At 44.7% G+C, this 11,550-nt stretch carries 11 protein-coding genes; 7 read left to right on the top strand and 4 right to left on the bottom strand.

The window, feature by feature from the left end; all coding sequences use genetic code 11:
• The first annotated feature begins 259 nt into the window (after positions 1-259).
• A complete protein-coding gene (gene ccoG / locus RT422_RS10155) occupies positions 260-1,684 on the top strand; it encodes a cytochrome c oxidase accessory protein CcoG (protein ID WP_050325858.1) in 1,425 nt (474 codons plus the stop codon).
• Positions 1,685-1,810: 126 nt separating this feature from the next.
• A complete protein-coding gene (locus tag RT422_RS10160; protein WP_313422128.1) occupies positions 1,811-2,377 on the top strand; it encodes a FixH family protein in 567 nt (188 codons plus the stop codon).
• A gap of 137 nt (positions 2,378-2,514) precedes the next feature.
• Here RT422_RS10160 and RT422_RS10165 read toward each other — a convergent pair whose 3' ends face one another.
• Entirely contained in the window at positions 2,515-3,438 is a 924-nt protein-coding gene (locus RT422_RS10165; RefSeq protein ID WP_313422130.1) for a PHP domain-containing protein, read from the bottom strand.
• A 187-nt stretch (positions 3,439-3,625) separates the two neighbouring features.
• On the opposite strand from RT422_RS10165, the gene RT422_RS10170 reads away from it, so the two are divergent.
• From RT422_RS10170 to RT422_RS10185, 4 genes are all read left to right on the top strand, one after another.
• Positions 3,626-4,189, top strand: coding sequence for an inner membrane-spanning protein YciB (locus RT422_RS10170; RefSeq protein WP_313422132.1), 564 nt, complete (start codon positions 3,626-3,628; stop codon positions 4,187-4,189).
• 12 nt (positions 4,190-4,201) lie between these two features.
• Positions 4,202-4,504: a YciI family protein gene (locus RT422_RS10175; RefSeq protein ID WP_313422133.1), complete on the top strand. Its 303-nt coding sequence runs from the start codon at positions 4,202-4,204 to the stop codon at positions 4,502-4,504.
• 65 nt (positions 4,505-4,569) lie between these two features.
• Positions 4,570-4,998 carry a hypothetical protein gene (locus RT422_RS10180; RefSeq protein WP_313422135.1) on the top strand — a complete coding sequence of 143 codons (429 nt, stop codon included), beginning with the start codon at positions 4,570-4,572 and terminating at the stop codon, positions 4,996-4,998.
• A gap of 44 nt (positions 4,999-5,042) precedes the next feature.
• Complete coding sequence (locus RT422_RS10185) at positions 5,043-6,323, top strand: TIGR03862 family flavoprotein (RefSeq protein WP_313422136.1); 1,281 nt, start codon at positions 5,043-5,045, stop codon at positions 6,321-6,323.
• Positions 6,324-6,347: 24 nt separating this feature from the next.
• Here RT422_RS10185 and RT422_RS10190 read toward each other — a convergent pair whose 3' ends face one another.
• A complete protein-coding gene (locus RT422_RS10190; RefSeq protein ID WP_313422137.1) occupies positions 6,348-7,697 on the bottom strand; it encodes an APC family permease in 1,350 nt (449 codons plus the stop codon).
• 145 nt (positions 7,698-7,842) lie between these two features.
• Here RT422_RS10190 and mnmC point away from each other — a divergent pair, with 145 nt between their 5' ends.
• Positions 7,843-9,915 (top strand): FAD-dependent 5-carboxymethylaminomethyl-2-thiouridine(34) oxidoreductase MnmC, encoded by a 2,073-nt coding sequence (gene mnmC / locus RT422_RS10195; RefSeq protein ID WP_313422139.1) that lies wholly within the window; start codon positions 7,843-7,845, stop codon positions 9,913-9,915.
• Position 9,916: 1 nt separating this feature from the next.
• Here mnmC and RT422_RS10200 read toward each other — a convergent pair whose 3' ends face one another.
• Together RT422_RS10200 and RT422_RS10205 are read right to left on the bottom strand one after the other, a co-directional pair.
• On the bottom strand, positions 9,917-10,726 hold the full coding sequence (locus RT422_RS10200) for a glycosyltransferase (protein ID WP_313422141.1): 810 nt from the start codon (positions 10,724-10,726) through the stop codon (positions 9,917-9,919).
• Complete coding sequence (locus RT422_RS10205) at positions 10,723-11,547, bottom strand: beta-1,6-N-acetylglucosaminyltransferase (RefSeq protein WP_313422143.1); 825 nt, start codon at positions 11,545-11,547, stop codon at positions 10,723-10,725. Before RT422_RS10205 ends, RT422_RS10200 begins: the two co-directional genes overlap by 4 nt.
• Positions 11,548-11,550: the final 3 nt, after the last annotated feature.

The following is an 11,550-nucleotide window of genomic DNA, read 5'->3' on the forward strand; positions in this document are numbered from 1 at the left end:
TACAGTTTGTGGCTGTAGTCGCTGCCAGTGAGTGCGTATTATACGCTTTTCTTTTTGCCTGTCAATACCACTACGAAAAGTTTTTTCATTTATTTTGCAGTTATTGATAATTCCCTTTATTTTGTGGGTATTTAGTGCCATTTGATATATAATTGAATATATTGTTTAAGCAATTTTTTGTTAGGCGATGTTCGCTAGTTTTGCGGTCGTCGTCTTTCATTTTTTTATATTCATGTCAGAAAATATGTGAGGGCAAACAATGTCTGTACAACCTCCTTCCCCTGCTGGTAATGATTTTAGACTTCCTGTTCACCAAGTAGATGCCACTAAAAAACGCGTACACCCCCGTTTTGTGACGGGTTTTTATCAAAACATCCGCGTTGTCAGTATGTATTTTTTATTGTTGTTGTTTTTGGTGTTACCATGGATTCGCTATGGCGGACACCAAGCAATATGGTTCGATTTCTCGGGTTCTAAGATTGTGCTATTTGGGCTAACTTTTTTACCCCAAGACGTTTTTATTTTTGCGTTTTTCTTTATGGTTGCTGCCTTTTTATTGTTTATGGTGACCGTTTATGCCGGTCGTGTGTGGTGTGGCTATGCGTGTCCACAGACGATTTGGACGCATATGTACCAATATACTGAGAAGCTTATCATCGGTGATCGTAATAAGCAGTTTAAGTTAGATAAAGCGCCTTGGAATGGCGAAAAAATCATGAAACGCGGCTTGGTGTATCTGATTTGGTTTATCATGGCGTTGGTGACTGCATTGACGTTTAGTAGTTATGCCGTTGGGACTGATTATCTTTATCATAGTTGGCAATGGTTTGGCGTTATTCCTGTGCCAGATTGGACACCGCTAACTTGGGTTTCGGTACTTATTTTTACCTTTGCGACGTTTGCCAATGCAGGCTATATGCGTGAGCACTTTTGTACCCATATTTGCCCCTATGGCCGCTTCCAAAGCGTGATGTTCGATAAAGATACGTTGATTGTCACCTATGACTATAAACGTGGTGAGCCACGTGGCGCACGTAAAAGAGGCGGTGAAGATGAGAACTTAGGTGACTGTATCAACTGTTTGATGTGTGTGCAAGTGTGTCCGACGGGTATCGATATTCGTGATGGTTTGCAAGTTGAATGCATCCAGTGTGCGGCCTGTGTCGATGCGTGTAATGACATCATGGATAAAGTTAATAAACCACGCGGTTTGATTCGTTATAGTACCGAACGCCAATTGGTAGAGAATGAGCCAAGTAAAATTTTGCGTCCACGGTTTTTTGCTTATTTGGCGGTAATTACGTTGTTGATTGGGACGGGGGTTTATTTTTTAACCAGCCGTGTACCGCTACAGATTGATATACGCCGTGACCGTAATCAGTTGTCGTCAATCAATGCGCAAGGTTTGGTAGAAAATAACTACATCATCAAAATCACCAACAAAACCCAGCAAGACCATGATTATGCGGTGACATTGACACCACAACCCGGCTTAAAACTTGATAGCCGCTTTAAAACCATTCCATTAGAAGCAGGCGAAAGTTATGACTTCCCTGTCAGTGTGCTAGGCGATCCAAAAGTGATTACCCAAAGCAATATTCCTATCCAAATGCAAGTGGTGAGCGTGGATGATGGCGGTAAATACAAAGCGGTAAAAGATAACGTGTTTACCACCGATAAATAAGTTTGATTGCCTAAAAAAGCTGATTTTGATAATCGGCTTTTTTTATGGCAAATTATTGGCACACGTTATTGGGGCATGGGTTTTTCTGCTATACTAGCTTTTTGATTGTTATCTGCTGAGTGGTCTATGGCAACACCGACAAATTCTCCTGCTTCATCAACTTCTAATCAGTCGATATCCAAACTTTGGTATAAAAATTATATGGTTTGGATTTTTGTTATTGGTCTGCCGCTATTTGTGGTAGTCGCCTGTATCTGGTTCGTGTTTTACTCGGTGAGAATACAAGACTCTACCGTGCGTGATGACTGGTACATGGATGGTAAGACCTTATATGCGGATGTGTCCAAAGACAAACTGGCGCATGATTTGGGGCTAACCGGTCAAATGATGATTAGCCACCAGGCAGTGAATTTTAAACTTGAGGCGCCCGTCAGTGACAAGTTTAACGCACCTGAGCAATTGGCAGTGGAGATTTCCCATGCCACCCAAAAGCAAAAAGACCGTGACATTATTGTCAAACGGTTAAGTGATGGCAGTTATGCGGGCAATGTGCAGCTAGACCCATCTAAAGGCAAATACTATATTGTGGTACATGACCCAGCCAATAGCTGGCGACTGCGTGCTATTGAGGAATTGCCGATGGCGAAATCGATTGAGTTTAAGCCACTGACGGCGTTTGACAAAAAATCTTAGTTTCAGTCAAATAATTACAGGCACTTGGTTACAGCTACTGCTTTACAGCTACTTGGCGTCCTTGTGCCTTTCATAAATATCCTTATAAGGAAAAATACTAAAAAATCTTGCTGGGTAGTCAACAGAATGGTAAGTGTTTAACAACTCTCCCAAATTCCCACTTGCCCTTCATGGAGTTTTGGCACACTACCTAACACGCGCCACGGCATAGTCGTGCCGTGAAAATCACTACCGATAGACACCTTTAACTTATGCTCTTTAATCACTCTATCGACCATATGGCGGGTTGAAGTCGGTTCATTACTGGCGGGCAACTCCACCGCATCGCCACCGCTACTGGCAAAATCCGCAATCAGTTTACGCACTTTGTTGGCGGTTAAATTATAGCGAGTCGCATGAGCCAAAGACGCTTTGCCACCACAGTCATGAATCAAATTGATGCAATCTTTAAGCGATAAGCCATCGAGTGCCACATAGCAAGGTTTATGGTCAGCCAAATAGCCAGTAAAGGCTTTTTGCACGTCACTCACCAAGCCTTGATCCGCCATCACTTTGGCAATATGGGTACGACCGACCGCTTGGGGATTACCTTTGGCTTGCACTAACACCGCCTGCCAAATCTCATCCATCGGGCGTTTAAAGGTACTTGCCACACGCTCGCACATCGCATAGCCGCGCGTTTCTCGATTGGCTTGGATGGCAGCCAGTTTGCTATGCATTGTTTCGATATCACTAAAGCCGTACCCCAATACATGAATCACTTTTTCATTTTGGGCAGGTTTTTTGGAGTAGCCGCCCATGACACGATGACGACAGCTGATTTCGACACCGTGAATCAGCGTCATACCAAGACTATCAGCGGTTTGGCGCGCCTCAAGAATACCAAGCACTGTATCATGGTCGCTTAAGGATAATACTTTCACCCCTTTTTCATGCGCTTTTTGCACCACTTCGCTTGGGCTAAAAGTGCCATCTGAGCGGGTACTGTGGCAGTGCATATCAATCGGAAGTTGGGTATAAATAGGACTGCTAGACAAGATATCGAGATTTAAAGAATTCACAAATACGCCTTAATTACAAAAGCTGGTTGCCAACAATAGGACAAAAAGGGGTTAACTCTACGCTGGCTCGCTCACAAGGGCACAGATTGATGAAGCAAGGAAAATCGCAAAGTTACTTTTCGATTTTAGCATATCCGTGTAAACTAGCGGCTAAGATTTTTACAAGCGATTTTTGTTAGAGATGACTATGAGCGGTTTATTGGATTTGCTACCTTTACTGGCATTTTTTTACTTTTCCAAACAGCAAGGGGTATTGGCAGGTGCGGCGGCGTTATTGATTACGACACTGGTGGTATATGTCGTGCATTTTGCCAGACAAAAAGGCAAGCTCAATAAACAGCAGTGGGTGACGCTGATTTTAACCGTGGGATTTTGTGGATTAAGCTTAATTTTCCATAACGAAGCATTTTTAAAATGGAAATCAACCGTCATCAATAGCGTATTTGCAGTTGCCCTCATTATCAGTGTCGCGATAGGTAAACCGCTATTAGAACTGGCAATGAAAAATGTGTTTCGATTGACCCAGTCTGGCTGGAATAAACTCACCCTCGCTTGGGCAGGGTATTTCTTGCTGATGGCAGGTTTGCAATATTATTTTGCGTTTTTTACCAACAACGATACCTGGATTAATTTTAAAAGCTGGGGATGGATACCGGTGATGTTGGTGTTTTTAATCGGGCAATTTGTGTTCTTAAAAAACCATCTAAATCCAGATATACAGCAACAAATCAATGATAAAGGAAAAAACTAAAGGAGAATATGGATGGCACTTTATATTATTATCGGTCATGACGTCCCTGATAGCCTTGAGCTACGCAAACAATTCCGTTCTGCTCATCTTGAGCGTCTTACCCGGTTAGATGAACAGCGCCGTCTCATCATCGCAGGCCCTACGCCCATTACGCATGGAGAGCCTGAAATGAGTGGCAGTGTATTGGTCGTGGATTTTGACAGCGATGAAGCGGTGCAAGCTTGGGCAAGTGAAGAGCCTTACTTATTAAATGGTGTGTATAGTCATGTGGATATCAAACCCTTTATCCAAGTTTTTCCTAAATCAGCGAGTTAATGTTGGGTTTAACAGTTGTTTGCAGTACATAATTGGCAAAGTCTGGGTGGTGATAGGTGACAAGCATGAAAAAATTGGTGGGCTCTTTGGCAAGCGGCGCAGTGTTATTGACGGTATTACAGGTGACAAGTCTGACCCATGCAGCACCGCAAGTTGTCGTCACTGACCCAAAAACAGGACAACCACTCGCCAAACAACCAGAGATTGCCTCGAGCGTTGCCAGTAGCACTTCACCGATGCAAAACCCCAAACAACCTACCCTCGCCCAGCTCAACCAGCCCACTGACAGTCAGCTGTCCAACGCCAACCAACAACTATTGGCAAAAAATGCTGAATTACAAAACCAAGTCGATAGTTTAAATACGCAGGTCAAAGTGCTTGTCAATGAGCGCAGTGGACAGATTTTTATCTATGGTGCGGTCACGGCATTACTCAGTGGGATACTGGGTATCGGACTGGGCTGGCTGGTCGCAGGGCGTAAAGGTCGCTGGTAATCGACTTTATAAGCCTACTATTATAAGCCTGACATTGACTTGCCATGATGCCAAATAACCAAGCCGACTTGCCAAAAAAGCCCACCGTCGCCATCATTGGCGCAGGTCCTGCTGGACTGATGGTGGCAGATTATCTGCGCCAGTTTGATCTCACAATCCAAGTATTTGAACAAAAACCTTCCCCTGCGCGCAAGCTGTTGATGGCAGGTAAATCTGGACTCAATATCTCGCACGCTGAGCCCGTTGATACCTTTGTCACACGTTATCAGCCGAATGACTGGCTTACGCCGCATATTCAAGATTTTAATGCCACGCATATCCGTGATTTTATGACCCGCTTGGGGATTGAATCTTTTGTTGGCTCGACAGGTCGCATCTTTCCTACCATGATGAAAGCCTCGCCACTGCTGCGGGCGTGGTTGCAAGCGTTGCAGCAGGACGGCGTAACGTTTTTTTATCGGCATAGCTGTGACGATATTGACGGCAAGCAAGCGACTTTTTCGGTAGCGCATGAAAGCGGCAACCTAACTGTTAGCCAAAGCTTTGATGCGATTGTGTTGGCAACGGGCGCGATGTCATGGTCGCGGCTCGGTAGTGATGGCAAATGGCAGGCATGGCTCAGCGATACAGAATTGACGCCGTTTTATGCCAGCAATATCGGTATCTGTCGCCCACTGTCACAGCTTTGGTCGGCGCATTTGCACCGCGATTTTGGCAAAGCGTTAAAACGGGTGAAAGCCCAGGTGACATTGCCCAATGGAAAAATTGAGCAGGGTTTTGGTGATATTATTCTCACCCATTATGGCATGGAAAGCGGGCTGATATATCGGCTCAATCGTGCCATGCGTGAGCAATTAAATCATACGGGTAAAATATCACTACAACTTGATTTGCTACCTGATGTGTCTGACGAAAAATTATTGAGTAGTTTAAAAAACCCAAAAAAACAATCGCTAGCTAACCTTTGGCGAAAGGCAGGACTTGATCCTGTCAAAATCGCCTTACTCAGAGAAATCGTCGCAAAAACGCACTGGCATGATGCTGATAAAATGACAAAAGCAATCAAACAGTTAACGGTAGAATTCGATAGTTTTCGACCGATTGAAGAAGCGATTAGCTGTGGCGGCGGGGTGAAACGCTCAGCGTTAACCGAGGATTTTGCGCTAAAATCCAATCCTTATGTATTTTGCTGTGGCGAGATGCTTGATTGGGATGCGCCAACGGGTGGCTATCTGCTAACGGCTTGTTTTGCCACGGGTCGTGCCGCCGGACAAGGCGTGGCGCAGTTTTTAGCGTTATCCAAAAAGTTGACGCAATGCACTTGACATAAAGCACTTGGCGTAAGGCAGTTATCGACTGTGTAGATAGCGACTGTAAAAGTAGGCAAGCAGGAGGACAAGCGCACAAATCGGTAAGCAGACAGGCAAAAACAGCGGATTTTGCATGCCGCCGAACACTACCATCAATGAGCCCAATGCCGCCAAAATCGGCGATATCACACCCAATAACATACTTTTGATATGACCTTGTTGCCATAAGCGAAACACAGCAAAGTAAAATACCAAATACAGCAAGTAACTCACCACAATCGCGATTTCTGAAATATCCATATCGCCAAGTAGCTGACTTTTCATCACCGCATAATGCACAGCCGCCCAAAACATCGATAAGGCAAAACCTAGCAGCGCTGAACCAACCGATAGCTGATAGTTGGGCGAGACGTGACGCAATTGCGCGCTAAACGGAATCAATGATTTGAGCGCTAAAGAATGCGGCAGACGAATCAGCCCTAATACCAAGCCATTGACTGTACCCATCACCGAAATCACCACAAATACCAAAAAGGCTTTGGCAGCGGTTTCGCCAAATAACTGGGTTGCCACCACATACACGCTTTCATCACCCAATGCCATCACTTTTGCGGCGCCTAGATACGAGGTCAGTCCAACAAAATACAGCAAATAGCCCAATAAAATCAACATAGGCGCGACAACTAGTGCAATCGGTAAATTACGTTTGGCATGTTTGATTTCCCCTGAAATACTGGTAGAAACCACCCAACCATCAAATGAAAACGCAATCGGACCGATGGCACCGAGCCATGCCAAAGACTGGGTGGCTTGACGCGCGGATTCACTTGGATGCGTTAAGGCGCTCACAGGGTCACCATAGACAAACGCCATCACCCCTAGCACAAATAACGGAATTAATTTAACGACAGTGGCAAAGACTTGAAAACGCCCGGCAAACACCGCTGCCATCACATTAAACAGATAACAAATGACAAACCATGTCAGACCAATGCCCATTTGTAATTCAAGCGATGCCTCTTTTACCCCAAATAACAGGGCGGTGTAAATACCCACCACCCACGTCACCACCACGCCAAGCGTCGGGTAATACAAAAACAATTGAAACCAGCCAATCATCGTAGAAAAATGTGGACTGACAAATTCATCGGCATAGCCAATCAAGCCGCCATGCGCATCGGTACGTTTTGCCAGCTCAGCAATCGATAGCGAACCGAAAATAATCGCCACCGCCGCCAATACAAAAACCCCTACCCCCAACGCCACATTGCCGTTGGTATATTTTAAAACATTGTCTGCCTTAAAAAATATCCCTGAGCCAATCACAATCCCCACAATCATTGCCAATGCGGTGATTAGGTTATAACGCCCGTTACTTGATTGATTCATGTTGTTACCACACCCAAAAAAGCTGCATGCCATGTTGCAACGATAAAAAATCAGTTATGCTATACCCCCTAATCGCTGTTTTCAAGCCTTGTATTAGTAATATTTTACTTAGCACTAACTTTTAGTTATTTATTATGGGTCACTGATGTCACAATCTAGCCAACCTCCTGTCTCAAGCACTACCCCAACACCAACCATTCAAACCGCCAAACTGCACTGGCAGCTAGACGATAATGGCGTCACTGTCCCCCGCTCTAGCGAATTTGGCGATGTTTATTTTTCCAAAACAGACGGCTTGGCAGAATCTCGCCATGTTTTTATTGATGGCAACGACTTAGCCACTCGCCTCGCTAATTTGCAGAACTTTGAACGATTTGTCATCGGTGAGATTGGTTTTGGGACAGGTCTTAATATCTTGGCTATTTGGGAACTGTGGCAACAAATCAGACCTGACAATCACAGCCATTTACATATCATTACCACCGAAAAATTTCCCCTAAGCAAAACTGACCTTGCGCAAGCGCTGAGCGTGTGGACAGAGCTTGCTGGGTTATCACAACAGATCATTGACAACTATCCACCGCCACTGGCTGGTTGCCATCGTTTGAACTGGTTTGATGAACGATTGACGATTGATTTATGGCTTGGCGATGCGACGAGTAGTTTGTCGCAAGTGACTGGGCAAGGCAAAGTCGATGCGTGGCTGCTTGATGGGTTTGCGCCGAGCTGTAACCAAGAGCTTTGGTCAGAAAGTTTATTTGCTCAAATCGCAAGATTGTCCAAACCTCACACGACTTTGGCGACATTTAGCGTGGCAAGCTCAGTCAAACAGGGGCTAAAACATCACGGTTTTACCTTAGCCAAACGTAAAGGATTTGGCAAAAAGCGAGAAATGCTCACCGCAAGCTTTCAACCTAAGTTAACATCCGCCAATTTTTGCGAGGTTTATTTTCGCTATAACAAAAAAATTAAACCATTTTTTGTCACCCTACCCTTTACTGACACGTTTGAATCCCGACGTCGGCAGCGTCGAAAAGCCAATAAAGCTAAAGGCTTTGAACTACCCAATTTTTCCGCCATTACAAAACCGCTGTCTGTGGCGGTGATTGGGGCTGGGGTGGCGGGTTTAAGCAGTGCGTATGCCTTAGCCGCCCGTGGACACAAGGTCACCATTTTTGATAAAGATGAGCCGTTGGCAGGCGCATCGGGCAACATCCGCGGTTTTCTTGCGCCAAAACTTACCAGCCTAAAACGCCTTGAAACCAATCTACATGCGATTGGTTATTTGGCAAGCTGTCGATTTTACCCTTATTTGACCGCACAAACCGGTATTAACATCCTACAAACCACAGGCTGTTTGGATTTACTCTCACACAATCGCTTACAACTCGATGAAGTCGAAGATTTCCCCATTGAATTTGCCCGTTTATTGACCGCTGAACAAGCCAAAGCAAAGGTCGGTTATGAGGTTGGGCAAGTGGTATTTTTGCCCAATGCCGGGTTAATCACTACCGCAAACTTTGCCAACGCTGTTTTATGCCACACCAATATTAGCTTTCAAACCGAGGAATTAACCTATTTTCAGCAAGATTGCGACCAAGTGCTATTAACATTCACTGAGCGTCAGCAGTTTTTTGACCATGTGATTTTGTGCATGGCTTTAGACACCTGCGATTTTTTACCCACCATCAAACGCTTTAATCACAGCCGTGGGCAAGTGACGTGGTTTGCTGTCGATGAGCATGATAAAGCACAGTTGCCAAAATTGCCGCTAAAGTATGGATGTTATTACGCCAGTTTTAACGAAAACAGTAAGCTTCATGTCATGCTTGGGGCGAGTTTTGTCAGGGATACCTTGGATACTACGCCAGCAGTTGCTGACCACCAGATGAATGTGGCAGATTTGGCGGGTGCGGTGCCCGATTTGGTCAATAACACCGATATATTTACCGTCGAAAAAAACCTACCCCATTGGCAGGGTCGCGCTAGTATCCGCAGCCAAACCGTGGATTATCTACCCCTAGTTGGGCAGGTGTGGCAAGCGGGTTATGAAAGCAACAGCCGAGTCTGGAGCTTTTCGGCATTGGGGTCAAAAGGCTATGCTTATGCGCCGATTTGTAGTGAGTTGCTGGCGGGACTGATGTGTGGGGAAGTTTTGCCATTGCCTGAAAAGATGGTAAAAAACTTAAGTCCCAATCGCAAGGTCATTCGGCGCTAAGTTATTTTCTTAAAAGTTTTTGATAAACCAAACTACGTAAACTATTTGGCAATAATCGCACCGGTAAGCGAATGGCGAGGTTTTTAAGCAGTTGCGCCATATGCAAAAACCCTTGTTGATAAAAGCTTTGCTGAATTGCCAATTCGTATCGGGCATACGCCAAGCCCCCGCGCCGTTCATACATCGCATCCCCTGCCCGTGCATACACTAGCACCTCGGGCAAATTGGCAAACTGATAGCCAGCGACCAATAACCGTACCCACAAATCATAATCTTCAAACAGCGGCGCATGGTGATAGCTACCGACCACTTGTACCGCTGATTTTTTGAAGGCAACGGTCATGTGGTTGATGGGATTGCGCGACTTGGCGGAGGCAAAAATTGCCTCGTGTGAGGTTGGCACTGTGCGAGATTTTTTTCCCTGTGACAGCTGTTTTTCAAATTCAATGATTTGCCCGCCCAACACGTCAATATTGGGGTGGTTTTGGATAAAGTTGATTTGCTGTTCAAAGCGGTTAGGCACACAGATATCATCCGTATCCATGCGCATGACCCAGTCATGTTGACAAGCGTTTAGACCTTCATTCAAAGCCTGTCCAAGCCCGACGTTTTTTGTTAAAGCGATAATCGTTAACGGTAGTTGCGGCTTAAAATCTTGTACCACTTTTTGTAATGCCAAATTGATTGGACCATCAAACACCAAAATAATCTCATCGGCTTGGCGTGTTTGATTGACCAAGCTGGCTAGACATTCGGCTAAAAATTCGGGGTTTTCTTTGTCATACAGCGACATCAATACAGAAAATTTCATGTTAATTCACCCAGCCAAGTCAATGCCACATCCTTTTTTACTTTACGAGCAAACCAATAGCCATCAAATTTCGCCCGCTCCAGCTTTAATAAATCCAAATAAATCGGACTATTGCCATTATTTACATTTTTGTCAAAAATAATCTGTCGGCGGTTATCATTGCTTAGACGAATTTGATTGGTTAATTTTTCAGTAATTAGGGTTTGAAAAAAATGCTCATCGGGTACCAGTTTGTGGCGAAAAAAATCACTGTATTCATCGGTAAAAGGCACAATTTTTTCCCAGTCTGCACGCGTCACTGAAAACCATTGTGAGCCAAAATAAATGGGTGAGTGATAAGTTTTTACTTTTGCCACGCCTTGTTGCAGTTTGGTGATGATTTTACCCGTCAATTGCCGTTGCCAGTCGCTATCGGCATGGGGACTATCCATAATAAAGCGATAGGCATACTGTGGCGCCCTCTCGCAGGACATCATCGCCTGAAAATCAAACCGCTGTTGCCACTGTTTTTCTATCACTTCAAATGGTTGTAATACCACATCTTCACCGCTTAACAGGTGAAAATAAGCATTGTCCTCATTGGCAAACGCCGTTTCAAACAATTTTAATGTTGCTTCAATTTGGCTAAACCCGCCCCAACGTACCGTTATTCTATCTTTGAGCAAAAATACATTGGCTAGCTGTGCAGTCTCAGCGTCAGGAAAATAATCGGATTTTGCATCCATATGCACATAAAAATTGACGTTTGGCTGACTTTTCGCCAGCTTAATAAAATAACTGATATCTTGGTGGGCTTGGATAAGTAAGGCGTGTTTTTTCATGCT

This window comes from Moraxella sp. CTOTU49803 (assembly GCF_032097965.1).
Taxonomy (GTDB): Bacteria; Pseudomonadota; Gammaproteobacteria; order Pseudomonadales; family Moraxellaceae; genus Faucicola; species Faucicola tetraodonis.

Excerpts from the sequence above, each read along its gene's own strand:
- ccoG (WP_050325858.1), top strand. The coding sequence starts at position 260 with ATGTCTGTACAACCTCCTTCCCCTGCTGGTAATGATTTTAGACTTCCT.
- RT422_RS10160 (WP_313422128.1), top strand. The coding sequence starts at position 1,811 with ATGGCAACACCGACAAATTCTCCTGCTTCATCAACTTCTAATCAGTCG.
- RT422_RS10170 (WP_313422132.1), top strand. The coding sequence starts at position 3,626 with ATGAGCGGTTTATTGGATTTGCTACCTTTACTGGCATTTTTTTACTTT.
- RT422_RS10175 (WP_313422133.1), top strand. The coding sequence starts at position 4,202 with ATGGCACTTTATATTATTATCGGTCATGACGTCCCTGATAGCCTTGAG.
- RT422_RS10180 (WP_313422135.1), top strand. The coding sequence starts at position 4,570 with ATGAAAAAATTGGTGGGCTCTTTGGCAAGCGGCGCAGTGTTATTGACG.
- RT422_RS10185 (WP_313422136.1), top strand. The coding sequence starts at position 5,043 with ATGATGCCAAATAACCAAGCCGACTTGCCAAAAAAGCCCACCGTCGCC.
- RT422_RS10190 (WP_313422137.1), bottom strand. The coding sequence starts at position 7,697 with ATGAATCAATCAAGTAACGGGCGTTATAACCTAATCACCGCATTGGCA.
- mnmC (WP_313422139.1), top strand. The coding sequence starts at position 7,843 with ATGTCACAATCTAGCCAACCTCCTGTCTCAAGCACTACCCCAACACCA.
- RT422_RS10200 (WP_313422141.1), bottom strand. The coding sequence starts at position 10,726 with ATGAAATTTTCTGTATTGATGTCGCTGTATGACAAAGAAAACCCCGAA.
- RT422_RS10205 (WP_313422143.1), bottom strand. The coding sequence starts at position 11,547 with ATGAAAAAACACGCCTTACTTATCCAAGCCCACCAAGATATCAGTTAT.